The following is a 21572-nucleotide window of genomic DNA, read 5'->3' on the forward strand; positions in this document are numbered from 1 at the left end:
CGGCATAACACAAGTACTCACGATGACAAGGCATGGACTGATACGATGAAATTTCTCGGGAAACTACTGCTCACCTTGCTGCTGCTAGTCCTGTTGGCACTGGTCATCGTTTACGTTGTGTTGCAAACCCACTGGGCCGCAAACCGCGTCACCTCATGGGTAAATGACAATACCGACTACCAGCTCACTCTGGGTAAAATCGAGCATAGCTGGTCAGAAGCCGACCATATCGTGTTCAGCGATGTCACCTTTGGCGTCAAAGGGCAGCCGTTGTCCCTGGCGGCACGTAAAATGTCCTTTGGTTTAAGCGCACGTCAGCTGACAGAACCGAGCCACTTTGCCAGCCTGGAACTGGAAGGCGGTACCTTGAATCTGCTGCCTGGCAGCAGCATTGCCGTTCCGTTTATGGCCGATGTGCTGCAATTGCGCACCATGGCGCTGCAATCGCAAGACGGCGATTGGTCGCTGAACGGGCAGCAAATTAACGGTGGCATCACTCCCTGGCAGCCAGAGCCGGGGCATCTGCTCGGCACGCAGGGCAATTTTCAACTCAGCGCCCGCTCGCTGCGCCTCAATGATGTCCCCGCCAGCCAGGTGCTGATTCAGGGTGAAATCAGCAACAACCAGCTCAGGTTAACCAATTTTGGCGCAGACGTTGCGGGCGGTCAGTTAACCGGTAACGCCCGACGCGCAGAAGATGGCAGTTGGCAGGTGGATAGCCTGCGCCTGAGCAATGTGCGTTTACAAACCGCCAAATCGCTGGAAGATTTCTGGCAGCCGGTGGCTGAACTGCCTTCGGTGGCGGTTTCCCGCTTCGATATGGTAGATGCCCGTATTGAAGGGCCCGGCTGGGCGTTTAGCGATCTCGACGTCACGCTGCAAAATATCACCTTCCGCCAGCATAGCTGGGAAAGCGACGACGGTACGCTGTCGTTTAATGCCAGCGATATCGTCAACGGTGGCATGCACCTGATTGATCCTATTGTTAACCTTGCCGTTTCGCCGCAAGGGGTAGCCATCAAACAGTTTACCACCCGCTGGGAAGGCGGCTTGATGCGCACCGACGGCATGTGGACGCGCAATAACCACCGTTTGACGTTGAATGAGGTCGTGGTCGCGGGGATGGAATACACCCTGCCCACGGACTGGCGTGAACGCTGGCAGAAGACATTGCCGGAGTGGCTGAGCGACGTTGAGGTGAAGAAGTTCCGCGCCAACCGTAACCTGCTCATCGATATCAACCCGGATTTCCCGTTCCAGCTCACCGCGCTGGATGGTTATGGCAATAACCTGTTGCTGGCGCGTCAGCACCAGTGGGGCGTCTGGCAGGGCACGCTGAACCTGAATGCCAGCGATGCTACCTTTAACAAGCTCGATGTGCGCCGTCCTTCACTCGCGCTAAACGCGGGCGATGCGCAAATTGCCATTACCGAGCTGAGTGCGTTTACGCAACGTGGCCTGCTCGAGGCACAAGCCACTATTGAGCAGCAGCCTGGTCGTGCGTTCACGCTGTCATTAAACGGGCGTTCGGTGCCGATGGATACCCTGACACACTGGGGCTGGCCCCCCTCTGAGACACTGCCCAGTGCCGACAGCAATTTGCAACTGCGCTTAACGGGAAATCTGGCCGCCAACACGCCGCTGAAACCGACGCTGAACGGCCTGTTACAAGGGACCACCAGCGATGGCACTGGCGTAAGGCAGCAGATTCAACACGGTGAAGTGAGCACCGCGCACTAATGACCGTGGCGGCTACCCCGCTTCCGAGCCGCCTTTTTCCAAGGGATCGGCAGGCTGCGCGGGTAGCACGATATACACCCCTTCAAACACCGCGCCGGATTTATCATCGCCAAACAGCTCGACGTTCAGTTGCACGCGCGCTTTGAGCCCGCGCGCCAGACGCGTGAGGTTGCCGCTCAGCGAGCCAAGGCAGGCCACCGCGCTGGGGCGGCCGGTAATCGGCGAACTGTAACGAATATGCGCATCGGCCAGAATAATGGTGCCCCCCAGATGCCGTTCACGCAGCAATAGCCAAATCAGCCCCCATCCGGTCAGGGTCGCCAATGAAAACAGGCTACCGGCAAACAGCGTATGGTGCGGATTCTGGTTACCCGTTTCCGGCATGGTGGTGATAAATTTCTGCCCGGTATATTGGTTGATTCGCACGCCCATTTTCTCACTGAGGGGGATATGGTCGTACCAGGCTTGCTGCAACTGCGCGCACCAGTCAGGGCGATGCAGGATATCATCCAGAGAAGCAATGGGTTTGGTCATCAGATAATGACGAACCGGGGTCGTTTGCGGTGCGCTGATCTCCCCTTGCAGGGAAAAACCCAGCGTGGTGAAGAACTCAACCGCATCCTCACGCGCACTGCATACCACGCGCTTGACGCCTTCCTGACGCGCGACGGATTCCAGCGTCATCGCCACCAGCGTGCCCAGCCCTTTGCATCGCACACTGGGATGCACCGCCATAAAGCGAATAGCGGCTTCATTATCGGCATTAATGGAGAGACGACCGATCGCCACCAACCGCCCATGCTCGTCCACCACGGTCTGATGGTGCGCCAGCGCGTCATAGGCATCGCGCTCTGAACCTAACGGCTGATGCAATGGCTTACGCAGCATCTCCCAACGGAACTGGTAGTAGGCATCCATCTCTTCAGCGGTTTCAGGCACTCTCAGGTGATACATTCCCTCCCCCTCCTTCCGATTGGCTGTACTGCGCATCGGTGACAATGGGTGCGCGGACGCGCACGGCATCGTCACACCTGAAGCCAGAAAGTGACTGGCCCGTCGTTAACCAAGGCAACCTGCATATCGGCCGCAAAGCGGCCGGTCTCCGTATGGGTGCCACGTTCACGGCACTGGGCGGCAAAAAACTGATACAGCCGGTCCGCCTCGGCAGGTTCCGCACCGCGGGAAAAACTGGGGCGCATACCTTTTTGCGTATCCGCCGCCAGCGTGAACTGCGATACCACCAACACGCTGCCCCCGGTTTGCTGCACGTTGAGGTTCATCTTGCCCTGCTCATCGCTGAAAATGCGATAGCCAAGCACGCGCTCACACAGCCGTGCCGCCTTACGTTCATCATCCCCTTGCTCGACGCCTAACAGCACCAGCAATCCGCCTGCAATCTCCCCAACAATGGCATTGTCCACCGTCACACTGGCGCGGGTAACACGCTGAATTAACGCAATCATAAACGACAACTACTCCTGGACCGCTGTTCTTTTAATCGATTTATTATCAAAAATGCCAACCGTTTTTATCACAGCTTATCCGCGTTAGCGACGGTATTGTGTGCAGGGGGAACGGGGTGTTCGGCAAAAAACTGCGGCACCGTGTCGCGATCGGTCACCAAAATACTGTGGATCCCCAACGCCTGCGCGGCAGCAATATTCTGCTCGTTATCATCGAAGAATACCGTTTGCGCCGGGGTTGCCTGCTCCTGCGTCAGCACATACTGATAAATTCTCGCCTCTGGCTTACGCATCCCGATATCCTGCGACAGATACAGGCTATCGGCGGCCTCGGCCACTTCGGGGAACAGGGCGGGCCAATGTGCACAGTGCAGGCGATTGGTGTTGGACAAAATAACGGCACGATGCCCTTGCTGGCGCAGTTGCTTCATTACATCCAGCACTTCAGGGCGCAGCGCGACAAAAATGGCCTGCCAGCCCGCAGTAAACTGCTCGTAGCTCAGCAGCATGCCCATTTCTTGACTCAGTCGGGCACCAAAGTCTTCATCACTGATCTCACCCCGTTCGTGCAATTCAAAGGCTTCATCCATGGTAAAGCGCTCTTTCAGCGTGGCGAGTGGCACACCGCTCAGCTTACTCCACACGCCCAACACGCGGTTGAAATCGATATCAATGACAACGTTACCCAAATCAAAGATATAAAGCATTTCGCCCTCCAGACGTCATGGTTGTTTTTTCACTGTAGCGGGAAACATGACGGCTGAATAGGGAGGAACATAACTAAAACGTATACGAAATACTCACGGTTAGCAGTAAGAGGATAGCGATGACCAACCAAAAACGACAACCCCATCGAACAAAAAGGCCGCCTGCATGGCGGTATTGAACAGGCCTGAGGAGGCCCGTTAGTCAGTAACGTCCTGATGTAGCCATGGCCTTGTAGCCAGCGCCTGGGCAATCCAACTGCCGAACGCCCGCGTTTTGGCTGGAACCAGTCGCGCAGAGGGATGCACCAGATAGATAGCCTCGTCGTTTTCCACTGGACAGTCGGGTAGCACAGGCACCAGCCGACCGCTGCACAGTTCCGGTCCCGCTAACCAGTCGGATACCATCGCGATGCCTAAACCAGAGACGGCAGCCTGCACAAGACTACTTGCGTCATCCGTGACCAGCGGCCCGGCTATCCGCACCGTCGTCATTTTATCGCCATCACGCAGCGTCCAAAGGGGATGCGAGGCCAGACGAGAGAACCCCAGGCAGGCGTGTTGAGCAAGATCAACCGGCCGAGCAGGCACACCGTGCTTGTGCAAATAGGCCGGTGATGCACAGAGCATACGCCGCGAAGGTGCCAACCTGCGAGCCACCAATCGGCTATCAGCCAAGGTTCCGATGCGAACAGCCGCATCAAAGGACTCCGCCACCAGGTCGACATAGCGGTCTTCCAACGCGGTTTCTACGAAAAGATCGGGATAGGTGGCGAGGAACGCCGGAAGAATGGGCGCAATCCACATCCGACCAAAGGAGGCGGGCAAGGCGATGCGCAGCGTGCCGCGCACACCCACCGCCGCCGCTGCCGTGTCCTGCTCGATATCCAGCATAACGTGCAGAGCGCCGCGCATGCGTTGGTAAAAACGCTCACCGGCTTCCGTTAATGCCAGTCGCCGCGTAGTGCGTTCCATAAGACGCACTCCCAGGCGCTTTTCCAATGCAGTAACGCGCCGCGAGAGGATGGAGCCATCTCGCCCCAATGCCTGACTAGCCGCAGTGAAACCGCCATGCTCGACGGCAGCAAGAAAGGCCGTAATCTGCTCAAACTCCGTGCCGTTCATATATGCATTTTTTGCAGAGGTAATGTTCAATCACATCATATTATCAGATAAAAACGAATCAATTAAGCTGTGAGGAAATCATTACGTCCTCAGCCAGATACACCGACGGGAGGACACATTGGAGCAGGAATGAGCAAAACACCAATACCGGCAGCAACCGGCGACCGCTACAAGGTACTGGCGGCGATCTGCGTCTGTGCCACTATCATCCCGCTGGTATTCACGGGTCCGGCAATTTCAATTCCCGCGGTTGGCCGCGACTTGGGCGGGGATCAATCTAGCTTGAGTTGGATCGTGAATGCCTACGCCATCGCATTTGGCAGTTGCGTGATGGCAGCGGGTGCCATCGGCGACCAAATCGGCCGCAAACGTTGCTTCATGGCAGGGATTTGGATATTCATCACGATGTCACTGTTGATCGGCTTGACCCCAAATCTGCTACTGCTCAATCTGATGCGCGCCGCCGAAGGCGTTGGCGGGGCCTTGGTACTCACCTCAGCCACCTCGCTACTGGCGCAGGAGTTTGAGGGAAAAGAACGCACACGGGCTTTCAGCTTCCTCGGGACAGCGTTCGGTGTTGGTCTTGCATTCGGACCAATGGCCTCAGGGTTTATGATAGAACGGTTGGGTTGGCGCTCACTCTATTTTGCCATCGCACTGATCGCAGCCTTGGTTCTGATGCTGGGGACGCGGCGGATCAGGGAGTCTCGTGACCCAGAGGCAAAAGGCATTGATTGGCCAGGCACGGTGCTGTTCACTGCGGCATTGGTGTCGCTGACGTTCAGCATCGCCCGCGGGCCGCAAGACGGCTGGGCGAGCCTGCGCGTACTGTCGCTATTGGGCAGCACCCTTTTCCTGCTAGGCGCGTTTGTTGTCGTGGAGCGTCGGCGTCAACATCCCATGCTGGACCTCTTCTTATTCCGCTACCCGCGCTTCATCGGCGTCCAGTTGTTGCCCGTGGCGACCGGTTTCAGTTTCATCGCGCTGATCGTCTACGTGCCTATTTGGTTCATTACCGTCCAAGGGCGCGATGCATTTACGGCAGGCCTGGCTATCGTGCCGCTGACAGCGCCGATGCTGGTAGTACCGCTGCTGGCAGGGCGGGCGGCCCAGTACGTATCACCCGGTTTGCTGTCGGGCATTGGTTTTCTCATCTCCGCGCTCGGTACCTGGCTGTTGACTCGCTTGTCTCCGGACGGGGGCTTATGGTCAATGGCGCTCCCCATGCTGCTGGTTGGCATCGGCAACGGGCTGCCCTGGGGCTTGATGGATGCCTTGTCGGTCAGTGTCGTTCCCAAAGCACGCGCAGGGATGGCTGCCGGTATCTTTACCACCATGCGCGTAGCCGGAGAAGCCATCGCCATTACCGCCATCGGAGCCATGTTGGTGAGTTTGACGGCAGCGAATCTGCACGCAGTGGCCGAGGTTGAGTCACTGATATTACCGAAAAACGCCACCGCGATGGCAAATCAAATGGGGGCTAGCGCCGGACACGGTAGTTTTTCCACTACGGATAGCATTAGGGACGGAATCATTATCGAGCTGGCAAATAATGCCTACACGTCAGCTTTTCACAGCATCTTTGTGGTATTAGCGGTGCTCTCGGCACTCACGGCTGTGGTATGCCTCGCGACGTTACGTGAGCCAGAGGTGACGTATTGAGCTTCAATAAGCACATCATCAGGGTCAACACAGGCGAAGGCAGGAAGGGAATCAACGCGACAGGAAAAAAGGCAGGGCGCCTGTAAGCGCCCTGGAACGGTTTGGTAAAGAGCGGCGAATTAGCCCTCTTTCGGCCCGCGGTTGGCGCGACGGCGATCGTTTTCGGTCAGGTGACGTTTACGCAGACGGATAGACTGCGGAGTCACTTCAACCAATTCATCGTCATCGATAAATTCCAACGCTTGCTCCAGCGACATTTTCACCGCTGGCACCAGCACGGTGGCTTCATCAGTACCGGAAGCACGCATGTTGGTCAGTTTCTTACCGGTCAGGCAGTTGACCGTCAGGTCATTGGAGCGAGTGTGAATACCGATAACCTGGCCTTCATACACTTCTGCACCGTGACCCAGGAACAACTTACCGCGCTCCTGCAAGCTGAACAGCGCATAGGCTACCGCTTTACCCTGACCGTTAGAGATCAGCACGCCGTTCTGACGCTGGCCGATATCGCCCGGACGCACATCGTCGTAGTGGCTAAAGGTGGAGTACAGCAGACCGGTACCGGACGTCATGGTCAAGAAATCCGTACGGAAGCCAATCAAGCCACGGCTCGGGATAATATAATCCAGACGCACACGGCCTTTACCGTCCGGGTTCATATCGCGCAGTTCACCTTTACGCAGACCCAGCGCTTCCATCACGGAACCCTGATGCTGATCTTCGATATCCAGCGTCACCGTTTCGAACGGTTCCTGACGACGGCCGTCGATGTCACGGAAGATAACTTTCGGACGAGACACAGCCAGTTCAAAACCTTCACGACGCATGTTTTCGATCAGCACAGACAGGTGCAGTTCGCCACGGCCAGACACACGGAAGGTATCCGGGTCTTCGGTTTCTTCTACACGCAGCGCAACGTTGTGTACCAGCTCTTTCTTCAGACGATCCAGAATCTGACGAGAGGTCACGAACTTGCCTTCCTTTCCGCAGAACGGCGAGGTGTTTACCCCGAAAGACATGGTTACGGTCGGCTCATCCACGGACAACGGCGGCAGAGCTTCGACGCTAGCGGTATCACAGATGGTGTCAGAGATGTTCAGTTCACCCAGACCAGTGATAGCGATGATATCGCCCGCTTCCGCCACTTCAGATTCGATACGTTGCAAACCCAAATGGCCCAACACCTGACCCACTTTACCGTTACGGCGTTTACCTTCCGCATCGATAATCGTCACTTGCTGGTTCGGTTTGATACGACCGCGTTTGATACGGCCGATACCGATAACACCCACATAGCTGTTGTAGTCCAGCTGGGAGATTTGCATTTGCAGCGGACCGTCCAGATCGACGCTCGGCGCTTCAACGTGTTTGACGATCGCTTCGAACAGCGGCGTCATGTCTTCCGCCATGTCTTCGTGATCCAAACCGGAGGTACCCATCAACGCAGACGCGTAAACGATAGGGAAGTCCAGTTGTTCATCAGTTGCACCCAGGTTGACGAACAGATCGAACACCTGATCGACGACCCAGTCAGGGCGCGCGCCCGGACGGTCAACTTTGTTGATGACCACAATCGGTTTCAGGCCATAGGCAAAAGCTTTTTGGGTAACGAAACGGGTCTGGGGCATCGGGCCGTCCATTGCGTCTACCAGCAGCAGCACTGAATCGACCATGGACATTACACGCTCCACTTCACCACCGAAATCGGCGTGTCCTGGGGTGTCAACGATATTGATACGGTAATCTCTCCAGTTAATGGCAGTGTTCTTCGCCAGAATGGTGATACCGCGTTCTTTTTCCAGATCGTTGGAATCCATAACGCGCTCGGTGGCGTCATTTCGTTCACCCAATGTTCCAGATTGTTGTAGCAGCTTGTCAACCAGGGTTGTTTTCCCATGGTCAACGTGCGCAATAATAGCAATGTTACGCAAATTCTCGATCACAGCTTTGCCTCAGGCATTTAGAAATAGCGCGCTATTGTACACGGATTAAGCGAGGGACCAAACAAGATCACACTCCTAAGCGATAAACAACCCAGGGGTGCTTGCTTTGTGATCCCTTTCACGGTGCAACGGCGCAGAGAAAGTAAACAAACGCACACAAACAGTGCACTATTTTGGTGATTATGAACCATAATAGTGCAACGAACGCTAATGGTGCAGGCACTGCCTTCAACGAAAGCCTGAAAACAACGCCTCCCAACCACATGCGTAGAGTTGGCATGATTTTAGCTTAAACCCTATTACGGTAACAAACATCATTCCATAACGATATTCGTTCCACGACGATAAATGACAAATCGGGAGATCCAAGTATGTCCGCAGAACATGTTTTGACGATGCTGAACGAACACGACGTTAAATTCGTCGACTTACGCTTTACCGACACCAAGGGTAAAGAGCAGCACGTCACCATTCCAGCTCACCAGGTTAGCGCTGACTTCTTCGAAGAAGGCAAAATGTTCGACGGCTCCTCTATTGGTGGCTGGAAAGGTATCAACGAATCCGACATGGTACTGATGCCTGACGCGAGCACCGCAGTACTGGACCCGTTCTATGAAGACACGACGCTGATCATTCGTTGTGACATTCTGGAACCGAACACCATGCAAGGTTACGATCGCGACCCGCGCTCCATCGCAAAACGCGCTGAAGAGTACCTGCGTTCCACCGGTATCGCGGATACCGTTCTGTTTGGGCCAGAACCTGAATTCTTCCTGTTTGACGACATCCGTTTCGGCAGCAGCATCTCCGGCTCTCACGTTGCTATCGATGATATCGAAGGCGCATGGAACTCCGGCACCAAATACGAAGGCGGCAACAAAGGCCACCGTCCGGCAGTGAAAGGCGGTTACTTCCCGGTTCCGCCGGTTGACTCCGCTCAGGATATCCGCTCCCAGATGTGTCAGGTAATGGAGCAAATGGGCCTGGTGGTTGAAGCTCACCACCACGAAGTGGCGACTGCTGGTCAGAACGAAGTGGCAACCCGCTTCAACACCATGACCAAAAAAGCGGACGAAATTCAGATCTACAAATACGTTGTTCACAACGTAGCGCACGCTTACGGCAAAACCGCCACCTTTATGCCGAAACCGATGTTCGGTGACAACGGCTCTGGCATGCACTGCCACATGTCCCTGTCCAAAGGCGGCACCAACAAATTCTCCGGCGACAAATACGCTGGCCTGTCTGAAGAAGCACTGTTCTACATCGGCGGTGTCATCAAACATGCTAAAGCGATCAACGCCCTGTCCAACCCGACCACCAACTCTTACAAGCGTCTGGTCCCGGGTTATGAAGCTCCGGTAATGCTGGCGTACTCCGCACGTAACCGTTCTGCTTCTATCCGTATCCCGTTCGTCTCCAGCCCGAAAGCAGCACGTATCGAAGTGCGCTTCCCGGACCCGGCGGCTAACCCGTACCTGTGCTTTGCCGCACTGCTGATGGCCGGTCTGGATGGTATCAAGAACAAGATCCACCCTGGCGATGCCATGGACAAAAACCTGTACGATCTGCCGCCGGAAGAAGCGAATGAAATCCCACAGGTTGCAGGCTCTCTGGAAGAAGCACTGAACGCGCTGGACGCTGACCGTGCATTCCTGACGGCAGGCGGCGTGTTCACTGACGACGCTATCGATGCTTACATCGGTCTGCGCCGTGAAGAGAACGATCGCGTTCGCATGACGCCGCACCCGGTTGAGTTCGAACTGTACTACAGCGTTTAATCAACGACTGCGTACCTATGATTTACCTCGGCGTGGTGGGCGTGCTGAACCCTGCCATGACCGAGCATCAACAGAATTATAAGAAGTTTGTTTTTGTTGCCGTGGAAACTTTTCAGCCCATCTTCGGATGGGCTTTTTTCACCATCGGCCTTATTTCTTTATCATCAATATTGGCCGTTGCGACGTAACATCCATCATCTACACTACAATGCACCGCGAGGGTGCAGGAGTCTGCGTTATGGCAACAGGCACGCTGCCCGATGCTGGGCAGATCCTCAATTCTTTGATCAATAGTATTTTATTGCTGGATAACGACCTGGCAATCCACTATTCCAATCCGGCTGCCCAGCAGTTGCTGGCGCAAAGTTCACGTAAATTGGCGGGAACACCGTTGCCGGATCTGCTCAGCTATTTTTCGCTAAATATTGAGCTGATGCGCGAAAGCCTCAACGCGGGTCAAGGATTTACGGATAACGAAGTGACTATCGTTGTCGATGGCAGAGCACACATCATGTCGCTCACCGCACAACGCATTCAACACAGTTTTATCCTGTTGGAGATGGCGCCGATGGACAACCAGCGCCGCCTCAGCCAGGAACAATTACAACACTCTCAGCAGCAGGCAGCGCGTGATTTGGTGCGCGGCCTGGCGCATGAAATCAAGAATCCGCTCGGCGGATTGCGCGGCGCAGCACAGCTGTTGGCCAAAGCGCTGCCCGACCCGGCGCTGACAGAATACACCAAAGTGATCATTGAGCAGGCCGATCGCCTGCGCAATCTGGTGGACCGGTTATTAGGGCCGCAGCAGCCGGGTTTACACGTCACGCAAAGCATTCATCAGGTGGTTGAGCGCGTCTGCAAGTTGGTCTCGTTGGAAAAACCCGACAACGTGACGCTGGTGAAAGATTACGATCCCAGCCTGCCAGAGCTGACCCACGACCCAGACCAGATTGAGCAAGTGCTGTTGAACATTACCCGCAATGCGCTACAGGCGCTGGGTAAAGAAGGCGGCACCATTACGCTGCGCACGCGCACCGCTTTTCAACTCACGCTGCACGGCGTGCGTTATCGCCTGGCGGCGCGTATTGATATCGAAGACGATGGCCCAGGCGTACCCGCTCAGCTGCAAGACACGCTGTTTTACCCGATGGTAAGCGGTCGCGAAGGGGGCACCGGGCTGGGATTATCTATCGCGCGCAGCCTGATCGATCAGCATTCGGGAAAAATTGAATTTAACAGTTGGCCAGGCCATACCGAATTCTCGGTTTACCTGCCCATTCGCCAGTGAGGTTCACGATGCAACGAGGGATAGTCTGGATTGTCGATGACGATAGCTCCATCCGTTGGGTGCTGGAGCGCGCGCTCACTGGGGCGGGGTTAACCTGTGCCACCTTTGATAACGGAAATCAGGCGCTGCACGCGCTGGCAACCCAAACGCCGGATGTGCTGCTGTCCGATATCCGCATGCCGGGTATGGACGGTCTGGCGCTGCTGCAACAGATCAAACAGCGTCATCCGATGCTGCCGGTGATTATTATGACCGCGCACTCCGATCTGGATGCGGCGGTAAGCGCTTACCAACAGGGCGCATTTGATTATCTGCCCAAGCCGTTCGATATCGACGAGGCCGTCGCCTTGGTTGAACGTGCGATCAGCCACTATCTTGAACAGCAGCAGCCGGTCCGCGCGCAACCGCTCAATGGCCCCACCACCGATATCATTGGTGAAGCGCCTGCCATGCAGGATGTGTTCCGCATTATTGGCAGACTCTCCCGCTCATCCATTAGCGTGCTGATCAACGGGGAATCAGGAACCGGTAAAGAACTGGTGGCACATGCGCTGCATCGCCACAGTCCGCGCGCCAAAGCACCGTTTATCGCCTTGAATATGGCGGCCATCCCCAAGGATCTGATCGAATCAGAGCTGTTTGGTCACGAAAAAGGGGCGTTTACCGGCGCGAATCAGATTCGCCAGGGACGCTTTGAGCAGGCTGATGGCGGCACCCTGTTTCTGGATGAAATCGGCGATATGCCGCTGGATGTGCAAACGCGGCTGTTGCGCGTATTGGCTGACGGGCAGTTCTACCGCGTCGGTGGCTATGCGGCAGTGAAGGTAGATGTGCGTATCATCGCTGCTACCCACCAGAACCTGGAACTGCGCGTTCAGGAAGGTAAATTTCGCGAAGACCTGTTTCACCGCCTCAATGTGATTCGCGTCCATCTGCCTCCACTGCGTGAACGTCGCGAAGATATTCCGCGGCTGGCACGCTACTTCTTGCAGGCAACGGCCAAAGAGCTGGGCGTGGAGCCGAAAAATCTGCATCCTGAAACGGAAACCGCACTGACGCGCCTGCCCTGGCCGGGTAACGTGCGTCAGTTGGAGAACACCTGCCGCTGGCTGACCGTCATGGCCGCCGGGCAAGAGGTGCTGATTCAGGATCTGCCGCCAGAGCTGTTTGAAACCACGGCCCCCGATGCCACGGTGCACATGCTGCCGGACAGTTGGGCAACCCTGCTGGCGCAATGGGCCGATCGGGCACTGCGTTCCGGTCATCAAAACCTGCTCTCCGAAGCGCAGCCAGAGATGGAAAGAACGCTGCTCACCACCGCGTTACGCCATACGCAAGGTCATAAGCAAGAGGCCGCTCGCCTGTTGGGATGGGGACGTAACACCCTGACGCGCAAGCTCAAAGAGCTGGGAATGGAATAACCGCAACACGTATTACCGACGGCCATCAGCAGCATGATGGCCGTGAACCTTCCCCACGCTAGCCCATCCCGCCAAGGTGGGAATCGCCGACAGATGACGCGCATTTCACCAGAATGGTTTCCCCCAGCTAACACCGATAACAATGACAAGCGTGACGCTCACGCTCCGTTTACCGTGCCCTCACCAGTATCGCCAGGAATTACAAGCCAGCGCACAAAATTGTCGATATTTTGCTCTTTACATAAAACAAGCCGGCAGTATGATCGTGTCGCTGATTCAGGAGAAAGTACCATGCTAGATTCACTTATTTCTGCGGCGACGCACGGCGCAGAGCTTGGCGCAGCGGCGAGTCACTCACCGCAAACTGCCATTGCTGCGATTCTGTGCGCTGCATTGATCAATTTCTTTATTTAGGCCTGACCGACACGCCATCGGGCTGATGTCCTATATCACAATAACATCCCCCATCATCTCGATGATGACGTTGTTTGAATATAAAAAGTGTTAACCTGAAAACGCCCCGCTAACCTCGGGGCGTTTTTTTTGCCTTGACTCAATGTGCCCCACCGGGACGTGGGGCTGGATAATCCTTATCCAGTTGAACCGGTTGCGCGTACTCACTGTTCCACAACTGGGCGTACAACCCATCAATACGCGCGGCCATCGCCGGACTTTGCATCACAATCTCCAGATTGCGCGAGTTATCAAGATAACCACCGCTCCAGTTGCTGGTGCCGACCCAGGCTTTTTGCTGATCAATGGTCATGACCTTGCTGTGAATCACGCGGGCAAAGGGGATGAAGCCGCTGTTTGCCTCAGGCAACGTCACGATTTTCACCTCAACGTTTGGCAGCACAGCCAAACTTTTAAGATAAGCAATGTTCGGCTTTTTGGTGCTCCAGTTCGCCACCATTAACTCCACCTTCACCCCACGTGCCGCCGCGCTGCGTAACGCATTATCCATCACCGCATAGTAAGGACGAGTACGGTTCGGGCCGTATGACAGTGGCGCGTAGTCCATCACCTGGATGCGCACGCGGGTTTTCGCTTGCGCCAGTAAGCGTGGTAATTCCGCTTCAGAATCCAGCACGCCCGGTGGGTTGAACGCTTTGGGGCTGGCAACCAGATAGTTATCCGGGCGCGAATCATCCTGCTCGGCCGCTTGCATCACGGGTTTGACGGCGATGCCTTGCGCCAGTGCTTCCTGCGCCTGCCAATCCTGCTCAAATACCGCATTGAGCTGTTTAACCACATTGGGATCGTCGATAAGCAGCCCGGTTTCGTGAATATGCTCAAGCGAACGCCAGTCAAAATTTTGGCTGCCAACGTAGGCGCGTTTGCCATCCACCAGCAGGTATTTCGCATGCAGGATCCCGCCGGTCAGCTTACCGTAAGGAATAACCCGCAGTTCCAGATTGGGAATGGCTTTCAACTGCGCCAGGGTTTCTGGCGTTGAAAGAGCGATGCCCTTCTCTTCCAGCAGAAAGCGAATACGCACACCGCGCTCCCCTGCACTGCGCAGATGCTGCAACACCGAATCCAGCCGCGAGCCGCGCTGATTGGCAACGTAGAACTCCCCCAACGACAGGCTATGCTGCGCGTCATCAAACAGCGCACGCCAAACGGCATCCGGTGCACGCAGATCCGGGGCCTGTAGCGCGGTCTCTACCGGCGCGGTATACACCAACTCATAACCGGGAATGCTAAAATCCGCCAGCGCCGAGGGGGTAAAAAAACACAGCCCGAGCCCAACGCACGCAGCCCAACGCCGCCCTGCGCGTTTGATAGCCCACGCGCTACGCATAGCGCTTTACCCCATTTTCCTGCACCGCCGCAGGCTTGACGGTCTGGCGGGTATGTGGCAATCCGGCCCGCAGCAACAGCACTTTCAGCGCATCATTAATGTGCTCCATGCGGCTTTGCAGGAAGTTGTTTCCCAACAAGCACACCAGCGCGATAGCAATCCCCAACCCCGTGGCATACAGCGCCGTCCCCATCCCGGCGGAGACCTGGCTTGGATCAGAAATCCCGGCAGCCGAGAGCGCCTTAAAGGTTTCAATAATCCCCATAATGGTGCCCAGCAGACCCAGCAGCGGCGCTGCCGTCACAATGGTTTCCAGCAACCACAGCCCGCGCGTCATGTGTGGTTTGCTTTGCAGATATTGGGTATCGATCAGATCGTTGAGCTCATCACGGTCGCGATTTGCCGCCTGCGGCAGCAGCGGTGCAATCAGCGTGGCTGGCAGACTGCTGCGCTGGCTGAGCTCAGCGGGAAGATCGTGAAGATGGCGAATATCGGCGGTCAGCGCGCGGAGCAAGCGCGTGGTCTGACGGCGCGTATAGGCAAAGAACAGCCCACGTTCAATGATGATGATCAGTGCCGCCACCAGCGAGGCATACATCGCGTAGAAAATAATATCGTGCAGATCGTTTGCGTTCATAACGGGTGTTGTTTTCCTTCGGTGCGTGTCACGCCCTGGCAAGCGCGTGACGGTGATAAGCCATTCCCCTGCGGATAAATTCCGTCAGGGGATATCAGGTTTGCGAGCAATTAGAAGGTGGCGTCCAGCGACACGCTAAAGGTGCGCTCTTCACCCACATTGTAATAAGGCGTGCTGGCACGAACGCCGTTGTGCCCCGCGGCGTTGAAGACCACGGTGCGTGCGGAATCCAGATATTCCTTATCAAACACGTTGTTAACGTTGAAACGCAGCGTGGCGCTTTTGATGATCTTTTTGTCTACCGGCAAGTGAATGCCGGCATTGAGATCGACCACGGTACGCCCGCCAATTTTCTCATCGTTGGTCATATCACCGTAAAATGCACCGGTATAACGGCCATTGATGCCTGCGTAGTAGCGACTGTCGTCATAACCCACGCCCAGATTGAGCATGTTCTTCGGCGTATTGGCGGAACGTTTGCCGGTGGTTGGCAGCGTGGAACCGTTGGTCGAGATATCGTCCCGCTGCTTGGAATCGGTATAGGTGTAAGAGGCAAAATAATTGAAGTTATGCGGCAGTTTTCCACTCAGTTCCGTCTCGATACCTTTGTTCTCCACTTTACCGGCGTTGATCATCTCGTATTCGCCATCAACGTTGCGGCTGGAGATCTGACGATCGGTAAACGCGATGTAGAACAAAGAGGTGCTCAACATCACGTCTTGCCCCTGGAAGCGCCAACCCAGTTCGTGGTTCCAGCTCAATTCAGGTTTGGTGTTGATCGAATCACCCAGGTTGTAGAGCACGTAGTTAGGCGGCGTGCGCATATTGCGCGTCAGGCTGTAAAACACCTGATTCTCGGGGTTAATTTTGTACGCAGCACTGAAGCTCGGCAGGAACTCTTTATAGGTGCGCGCCTTTTTCTCTTCCACCGAACTCAAGCTACCCAGATCGTGCCCGTCGCGTTTCACGTGCTGCCAGGCCAGGCCGCCAGCTAGCGTCCAGTCAGGGGAAACAAACCAGGTATCTTGTAACCAGAACTTATGCACCGGCGTCACAGTGAACTGATTACGCCCCTGGATCACTTTGCCATTGGCATCTTTCACCAAATGCGAGCCGTTGGGTTTGCCGGAAAGATCGGCCGGGTTACCGTCAGCGTTAATGCCGATATAAGGCTGCGTCTGACGTTGGCGGGCACGTTCAAACCAGTAACCGATATCCAGACTGTGCTGGTCATTGAGATCCCATTTCAGGGTGTTGGTGATGCCCGGACGCCAGGTTTCCGTCCAGGAAGGTCGATAGTAGGTATTGCTGCTCAGGTTACTGAGATCGTAACTGCCCGATTTATCGCTGGTGGTGGAAGAAAGCGTAGAGGCCGACTGGCCGCTGAAACTGCCGCCGTTGCCCCAGTAGTAATAGGGTTGCAGCGTCAGCGACAGGTTATCGCGCAGTTGCAGTTTCTGCGTGAAGGTAAGGTTCAGGCTTTCGAACGGGTTACGGTTAATCTTGTAGTAACGTGAGAGCTGGCCGCGGCTGTTATATTCCGGCGTTGTCGGGTAATCGACGTAGCGCCCTTGGTTCAGGAAAGTGCTTTTGCTCAGCGTGTTGTAGTTATTCATATCCTGCTTGTTGTACTTAACCAGCAGGTTGCTGCTGTTACCGTTGTCATCTTCATACAGGCCGTTCCATTCCAGCTTGTTAGAGCGGGTGGCCCCTTTGCCACGCCACTTATCGGCATCGGTATACGAGTAGGATAACCAACTGCTGAAGCCGTCGTGCAGCCCGGTTTCCAAACGAATCAGTGATTTGCTCAGGTTGTTGCTGCCAAAGGTCTGTTCGATAAATCCGCCAAACTCTTTCGCGGGGCGTTTCGTGACCAGACCGATATTGCCGCCGCTGGAGCCGATGTGCGGACCGTTCATTTCTGAAGAACCCTGGGTCACGAAAATCTGCTCAAGGTTTGCCGCATCGCCCAACTGGTTGGCATACACGCTATAGCTGCCCGAATCGTTCATCGGGATGCCATCAATCGAAAGGCCGATCTGGTCGTTGCTCATGCCGCGCATGGTGTAATCGATACCGCTCAGGCCGGTAGAGTCATTACTGCTGACATTCAGGCCAGCGGTGTATTTCAGCTTATCGATGGCGTTACCGGTGGCGGGCATCTTATCCATCGCTTCTTTGGTTACCGTCGAGCGGGATTTCGCACTCTCTTCCTGAATCATCATCCCCTCGCCCAACGGCGCACCTTTAACCTGAATGGCGCCGATGTCTGTTGCATCGTTTGCCAGCACGGTTCCCGACCATAACGCGGCCGCGACAGAGAGAGATATCCTTGAAACTGTGAATAATTTCATTGTGTTAATCACCCTGATTCAATGTTGTGTATAGGCGCTCACTGCGCTTGATAGTGGAATGTGGCTAAAAAACGTTTGGTGTTTTGCCCGGCAAACGCGTCTGCCGGAAATGGCCTGACCTGCGTGATGCTCTGTAACGTGCTGGTTGCCGCCCGGTTGAGCAGCATGCTGGCGGCTTTCTGGTTAATGCCGCTGTTGAGCACGCGGCCGTTGCGATCGACCTCCAGCCAGATTTCGACGTTTCCTTCCGGACGCTCCAATGACGCCTGACGCCCCGTTGGGTAACGTTTTAGCTGCTCAATCTGGCCACGCAGCGCCTGGATGTAGCTGTTTTCCAACGCCTGTACGTTCACTTTCGGCGGCGCAAGCGCGGGCACAGCGGGGGCTGGCGCGGGAGCTTTTACCACGGCAGCTTTCACGGGCGAGGCAACGGGCACCGGGCGCGGCGCTGGAGCAGGCTTTGGCTTGGGCACCGGTTTAGGCTCGGGTTTGGGCTCCGGCTTCGGTTCGGGCTTCGGCGGCGGTGCCTCAACGATCGGTTCCGGCGTCTCGACCGGCTCTGGCTCCGGTTCTGGCAACGTTTCCTCGGGGGGCATTTCCGGCTCTGGAGGAACGACCTCTTCTGGCGGCGCAGGCGGTGTGAGATCGGCGAGCGACAGTTCCATGACGCTGTCGTCATACTGGGGCTGTACCTTGAGCGAGCTTTGCTGTGTCATCACCATCAGACAGGCAGCCACCACGGGCAGCGGCAACCAGCTGATGGCATGACGTGAACGATAAAACCAATACATGTCACTGCTTCCGCGTTGCGATTGAAACCGAGGTAAACCCACCTTGACGCAGGGTATCCATCACCGCGACCAGGCGCTCAACCGCCACCTGCTTATCGCTGTTAACGATAATGGTGGTGGTCTCTCCGGCCTGTTGCTGCTGTTTTAAGGTGCTGACCAAATCGGTAATCTGGATAGGTGAACCATCCAGTTGCAGTTGGTCTTGTTCACCCAAGGTGACGATGGCTTTTTTCTGAGGTTTTAGCTGTTGGGCGCTGCTGGCAGAGGGAAGCTGGGTTTTCAACCCCGTAGCAGGAAGGACGTTGATACTGATCAGGACGAAAAACACCAGTAAAAACATCATAACGTCGATCATTGGGATCAACTCGATATGGGCTTTGTTTCTTTTTGGTTCATTCCAGTTTCGCATGTTCTCTCTTCCCATCGTTGGCGTGCGGCGATGACGCGCAAGGATGATTGGGTCCCCAAAGATGGCAGCCACCACGGAATGGTTAGCAGCCAAAGCAAAGCGGCCACTATAGAGAGCGCATATTTAAATTTGTTTACACTTATGTGATTATTTTTTCATTACGGATGGTTTTTTGGTGTGATTCTTTCAATATGACATGATTTTGATATTTTTCTTACAGGTGAGGGGAATATCCGAAAGGGTGCGCGTGTATTTGTCCAAAGAGCTGCTGAACTTTATCTTGTGGGAGCGGTTGAATCAGTTGAAAACGGAGGAAGCATGAAGGGGCGAGAGAGGCGTAGAAATAAAAACCCAATAACAATACATTAACTTTATGACAGTTTTGGAGTATTTTACACTTTCTTAATACTATCTTATTTCTTATATATATTACGAATACAGATATTACGCGACTCAACCACACCTTAATTATCATTAATTATCTAACAACTTGATTATAACCATTATAAAAAACCAAATAATATTATTTTTTAGAGTAAAACTCGAAACAAAAAGATAAAAATGAAAAAATAGCGTAAGTAACCATCCCTTCTCAATTTATTCCCATCAATTATTTTAGTAGGAATGAAAAATTAAAAAAACTATTATTACTCAGTCCCGGCATGCAACTGGAAAAGCTTCACTGATGTTACCGAACTTAATCATTTTACACATTGATACAGGTGACATTATGTTTAATATTTACATTGTTAATTATTTATCCTTGAGCAAGGAAAATTCTGAAGATTTATTTTCTTTACGTAAAAATATATTTAAAGATCGTCTTCAATGGGATGTGGGTTGTTTTGATGGGAAAGAGTTTGATTCATTTGACAATGAAAAAACAGATTACATATTTGGCATAAAAAATGGAGTTATCATCTGTGGCACAAGAATTATAGATATCAAGCACCATAATATGCTGAATGATACGTTTTCATCTTTCTTTAAAAGAGTAAACTTACCAGAAGGAAAGTTCATTGAGTCAACCCGTTTTTTTGTTGATAAAGATAGGGTTAGTTCACTTCTTGGTAACAGGTCCTCTATTACTCTGGCCTTATTTCTCTCATTGATTAACTATGCCCAGCGTCACCATTATGACGGTATTCTGGCTGTTGCAAGTCACCCAATGATGAGCATCATCCGAAAATCAGGCTGGAATGTTACAGTACTGGAAACCGGGGTTTCTGAGAAAGATGAACCTGTCTATCTGCTACTGGGTCATATCGATCTAACGAGTCAGAAAGAGCTAAAAGACAGAATATTACGTAAGGACAACAGTCAGTTTGAAAACGTATTGAACGAATGGCCATTGTCGTTTATAGCTGAGTTATAATTACTTAACCGGTTGAATCAGCCGAAGCTCTACGCCAAGACGCACAGCATGCCGGGCATTGGCAACGCCCATTTTTTTTACAATATTTAACATATGGAACTTAACGGTGCGCACTTTTATGCCAAGAATAATTCCCGTTTCTTGATATGTTTTACCGACACTTGTCCAGTAGAGAATTTCATTTTCCCTGTTAGTGAGTCGGTTAGCTTTATTGGAATCCTCAGTTTTTTTTTCAGAGAATGATGTTAACGTCAGGTACGTTTCGTGTACTGATGCCAACAATATGGAGATATCTCCTCTATTCTGCAAAAGCGTTTGCATTATTCTTGTCTTGCGTTCAGAGGGGATAATAAAAGATAAGGTCACAAGATTATTGTTATAGTCATGCAAGACAAACGTATAGCCATCGACTACCTCATATTCACTGGCTTGGTTGAAAAGTTCTGCAAAGTCATACCCTGAATGAACCATCAGTTTTTCATTCCAAGGAAAAGGGGTTAACCTTTTCAGCGCAGTAATTACCACAGGATCCGTGTACTGAAGCCCATTTTCTCGGTAATGTTTGACCCATTCATCTGGATAGTTTGTTACACCAAAGATACATGACATATCTTTTTTGGATAGGACCACATACGCCCACGTAAATGTCTCAAGGGTATTTAACGTTGCTTCAAGCTGGTTTTTTATAATCCCCTCAACATCACATTCACTTTTCATTAACATAGCAACATCCTTGTAAGTGTAAATAGTATACCTTCAATAATATATCGCATATGGAAAATTATGACCGCTTTTGTATCAGTTTGGGTACAGGTATAAGATACAGCCAGTGAACTGTACTTATGGCCTGATTATTTTTCCAGTTATTTGTATTACTCTATTTGGAATAATGAGGTACTTATCACTGACAGTTACTAAAAACCCCGACCACAGAGGGTTAGAAAAACCGATAGCTAAGCACCAGGGAATGCACACCCTCAGTATAAATATTAAATTGAGGGTGCTCAGACTTCAGAATTATAAGCATGTTACTGTTATTTTTTACCAGTAAAAATACATCGCTAGCCCCCCCTTC

General features: G+C 53.5%; 19 protein-coding genes. 8 read left to right on the top strand and 11 right to left on the bottom strand.

Annotation, left to right across the window (positions count from 1 at the left end; translation table 11 throughout):
• Positions 1-45: 45 nt before the first annotated feature.
• Positions 46-1740, top strand: coding sequence for an AsmA family protein (locus J5067_RS19460; protein WP_264651815.1), 1695 nt, complete (start codon positions 46-48; stop codon positions 1738-1740).
• Between the two features lie 12 nt (positions 1741-1752).
• Here the strand turns inward: J5067_RS19460 and fabY are convergent, their stop codons facing one another.
• The 4 genes from fabY to J5067_RS19480 all read right to left on the bottom strand — a co-directional run bounded on the left by fabY (position 1753) and on the right by J5067_RS19480 (position 5032).
• Entirely contained in the window at positions 1753-2694 is a 942-nt protein-coding gene (gene fabY, locus J5067_RS19465; RefSeq protein WP_264651816.1) for a fatty acid biosynthesis protein FabY, read from the bottom strand.
• 71 nt (positions 2695-2765) lie between these two features.
• Entirely contained in the window at positions 2766-3203 is a 438-nt protein-coding gene (gene dtd / locus J5067_RS19470) for a D-aminoacyl-tRNA deacylase (protein ID WP_264645338.1), read from the bottom strand.
• Between the two features lie 68 nt (positions 3204-3271).
• Entirely contained in the window at positions 3272-3910 is a 639-nt protein-coding gene (gene yihX, locus J5067_RS19475; protein WP_264645337.1) for a glucose-1-phosphatase, read from the bottom strand.
• A 198-nt stretch (positions 3911-4108) separates the two neighbouring features.
• Positions 4109-5032 (bottom strand): LysR family transcriptional regulator, encoded by a 924-nt coding sequence (locus J5067_RS19480; RefSeq protein ID WP_264651817.1) that lies wholly within the window; start codon positions 5030-5032, stop codon positions 4109-4111.
• Between the two features lie 129 nt (positions 5033-5161).
• Here J5067_RS19480 and J5067_RS19485 point away from each other — a divergent pair, with 129 nt between their 5' ends.
• The gene (locus J5067_RS19485; RefSeq protein ID WP_264651818.1) at positions 5162-6694 is read left to right on the top strand and encodes an MFS transporter; all 1533 of its coding nucleotides are present in this window, start codon (positions 5162-5164) and stop codon (positions 6692-6694) included.
• A gap of 119 nt (positions 6695-6813) precedes the next feature.
• Here the strand turns inward: J5067_RS19485 and typA are convergent, their stop codons facing one another.
• Positions 6814-8637 (bottom strand): ribosome-dependent GTPase TypA, encoded by a 1824-nt coding sequence (gene typA, locus J5067_RS19490; RefSeq protein ID WP_264645334.1) that lies wholly within the window; start codon positions 8635-8637, stop codon positions 6814-6816.
• A 371-nt stretch (positions 8638-9008) separates the two neighbouring features.
• Between typA and glnA the strand changes: the two genes are divergently transcribed.
• The 5 genes from glnA to J5067_RS19515 all read left to right on the top strand — a co-directional run bounded on the left by glnA (position 9009) and on the right by J5067_RS19515 (position 13541).
• The gene (gene glnA / locus J5067_RS19495) at positions 9009-10418 is read left to right on the top strand and encodes a glutamate--ammonia ligase (RefSeq protein ID WP_264645333.1); all 1410 of its coding nucleotides are present in this window, start codon (positions 9009-9011) and stop codon (positions 10416-10418) included.
• A 17-nt stretch (positions 10419-10435) separates the two neighbouring features.
• Entirely contained in the window at positions 10436-10606 is a 171-nt protein-coding gene (locus tag J5067_RS19500) for a hypothetical protein (protein ID WP_264625994.1), read from the top strand.
• Between the two features lie 50 nt (positions 10607-10656).
• Entirely contained in the window at positions 10657-11706 is a 1050-nt protein-coding gene (glnL, locus tag J5067_RS19505; RefSeq protein WP_222158693.1) for a nitrogen regulation protein NR(II), read from the top strand.
• Between the two features lie 8 nt (positions 11707-11714).
• Positions 11715-13127, top strand: coding sequence for a nitrogen regulation protein NR(I) (gene glnG, locus J5067_RS19510; protein WP_264625995.1), 1413 nt, complete (start codon positions 11715-11717; stop codon positions 13125-13127).
• A 291-nt stretch (positions 13128-13418) separates the two neighbouring features.
• Positions 13419-13541 (top strand): YshB family small membrane protein, encoded by a 123-nt coding sequence (locus J5067_RS19515; RefSeq protein WP_264627495.1) that lies wholly within the window; start codon positions 13419-13421, stop codon positions 13539-13541.
• Positions 13542-13680: 139 nt separating this feature from the next.
• On the opposite strand, the gene J5067_RS19520 is transcribed toward J5067_RS19515, so the two are convergent.
• The 5 genes from J5067_RS19520 to J5067_RS19540 form a co-directional block, all read right to left on the bottom strand.
• A complete protein-coding gene (locus tag J5067_RS19520; RefSeq protein WP_264627496.1) occupies positions 13681-14931 on the bottom strand; it encodes a phospholipase D-like domain-containing protein in 1251 nt (416 codons plus the stop codon).
• Positions 14924-15568: a MotA/TolQ/ExbB proton channel family protein gene (locus tag J5067_RS19525; protein WP_264627497.1), complete on the bottom strand. Its 645-nt coding sequence runs from the start codon at positions 15566-15568 to the stop codon at positions 14924-14926. Before J5067_RS19525 ends, J5067_RS19520 begins: the two co-directional genes overlap by 8 nt.
• Positions 15569-15678: 110 nt before the next feature.
• Positions 15679-17922 carry a TonB-dependent receptor gene (locus J5067_RS19530; RefSeq protein ID WP_264627498.1) on the bottom strand — a complete coding sequence of 748 codons (2244 nt, stop codon included), beginning with the start codon at positions 17920-17922 and terminating at the stop codon, positions 15679-15681.
• Positions 17923-17960: 38 nt separating this feature from the next.
• Positions 17961-18713: an energy transducer TonB gene (locus tag J5067_RS19535; protein WP_264627499.1), complete on the bottom strand. Its 753-nt coding sequence runs from the start codon at positions 18711-18713 to the stop codon at positions 17961-17963.
• Between the two features lies 1 nt (position 18714).
• Complete coding sequence (locus tag J5067_RS19540) at positions 18715-19122, bottom strand: biopolymer transporter ExbD (protein WP_264627500.1); 408 nt, start codon at positions 19120-19122, stop codon at positions 18715-18717.
• Between the two features lie 730 nt (positions 19123-19852).
• On the opposite strand from J5067_RS19540, the gene J5067_RS19545 reads away from it, so the two are divergent.
• Positions 19853-20497: an acyl-homoserine-lactone synthase gene (locus J5067_RS19545; protein WP_264651819.1), complete on the top strand. Its 645-nt coding sequence runs from the start codon at positions 19853-19855 to the stop codon at positions 20495-20497.
• Here the strand turns inward: J5067_RS19545 and J5067_RS19550 are convergent, their stop codons facing one another.
• Positions 20498-21220 carry a LuxR family transcriptional regulator gene (locus tag J5067_RS19550; RefSeq protein WP_319802401.1) on the bottom strand — a complete coding sequence of 241 codons (723 nt, stop codon included), beginning with the start codon at positions 21218-21220 and terminating at the stop codon, positions 20498-20500.
• Between the last annotated feature and the right edge of the window lie 352 nt (positions 21221-21572).

This window comes from Candidatus Symbiopectobacterium sp. NZEC151, assembly GCF_025962655.1.
Taxonomy (GTDB): Bacteria; Pseudomonadota; Gammaproteobacteria; order Enterobacterales; family Enterobacteriaceae; genus Symbiopectobacterium.

What these genes read in the sequence shown, in the direction of transcription:
- fabY (WP_264651816.1), bottom strand. Translation starts at nt 2,694, where the DNA reads ATGTATCACCTGAGAGTGCCTGAAACCGCTGAAGAGATGGATGCCTAC.
- J5067_RS19500 (WP_264625994.1), top strand. Translation starts at nt 10,436, where the DNA reads ATGATTTACCTCGGCGTGGTGGGCGTGCTGAACCCTGCCATGACCGAG.
- J5067_RS19545 (WP_264651819.1), top strand. Translation starts at nt 19,853, where the DNA reads ATGTTTAATATTTACATTGTTAATTATTTATCCTTGAGCAAGGAAAAT.
- J5067_RS19520 (WP_264627496.1), bottom strand. Translation starts at nt 14,931, where the DNA reads ATGCGTAGCGCGTGGGCTATCAAACGCGCAGGGCGGCGTTGGGCTGCG.
- J5067_RS19485 (WP_264651818.1), top strand. Translation starts at nt 5,162, where the DNA reads ATGAGCAAAACACCAATACCGGCAGCAACCGGCGACCGCTACAAGGTA.
- glnG (WP_264625995.1), top strand. Translation starts at nt 11,715, where the DNA reads ATGCAACGAGGGATAGTCTGGATTGTCGATGACGATAGCTCCATCCGT.
- glnA (WP_264645333.1), top strand. Translation starts at nt 9,009, where the DNA reads ATGTCCGCAGAACATGTTTTGACGATGCTGAACGAACACGACGTTAAA.
- J5067_RS19530 (WP_264627498.1), bottom strand. Translation starts at nt 17,922, where the DNA reads ATGAAATTATTCACAGTTTCAAGGATATCTCTCTCTGTCGCGGCCGCG.
- J5067_RS19550 (WP_319802401.1), bottom strand. Translation starts at nt 21,220, where the DNA reads ATGTTAATGAAAAGTGAATGTGATGTTGAGGGGATTATAAAAAACCAG.
- J5067_RS19540 (WP_264627500.1), bottom strand. Translation starts at nt 19,122, where the DNA reads ATGCGAAACTGGAATGAACCAAAAAGAAACAAAGCCCATATCGAGTTG.
- yihX (WP_264645337.1), bottom strand. Translation starts at nt 3,910, where the DNA reads ATGCTTTATATCTTTGATTTGGGTAACGTTGTCATTGATATCGATTTC.
- glnL (WP_222158693.1), top strand. Translation starts at nt 10,657, where the DNA reads ATGGCAACAGGCACGCTGCCCGATGCTGGGCAGATCCTCAATTCTTTG.
- J5067_RS19515 (WP_264627495.1), top strand. Translation starts at nt 13,419, where the DNA reads ATGCTAGATTCACTTATTTCTGCGGCGACGCACGGCGCAGAGCTTGGC.
- J5067_RS19525 (WP_264627497.1), bottom strand. Translation starts at nt 15,568, where the DNA reads ATGAACGCAAACGATCTGCACGATATTATTTTCTACGCGATGTATGCC.
- J5067_RS19460 (WP_264651815.1), top strand. Translation starts at nt 46, where the DNA reads ATGAAATTTCTCGGGAAACTACTGCTCACCTTGCTGCTGCTAGTCCTG.
- J5067_RS19480 (WP_264651817.1), bottom strand. Translation starts at nt 5,032, where the DNA reads ATGAACGGCACGGAGTTTGAGCAGATTACGGCCTTTCTTGCTGCCGTC.
- J5067_RS19535 (WP_264627499.1), bottom strand. Translation starts at nt 18,713, where the DNA reads ATGTATTGGTTTTATCGTTCACGTCATGCCATCAGCTGGTTGCCGCTG.
- dtd (WP_264645338.1), bottom strand. Translation starts at nt 3,203, where the DNA reads ATGATTGCGTTAATTCAGCGTGTTACCCGCGCCAGTGTGACGGTGGAC.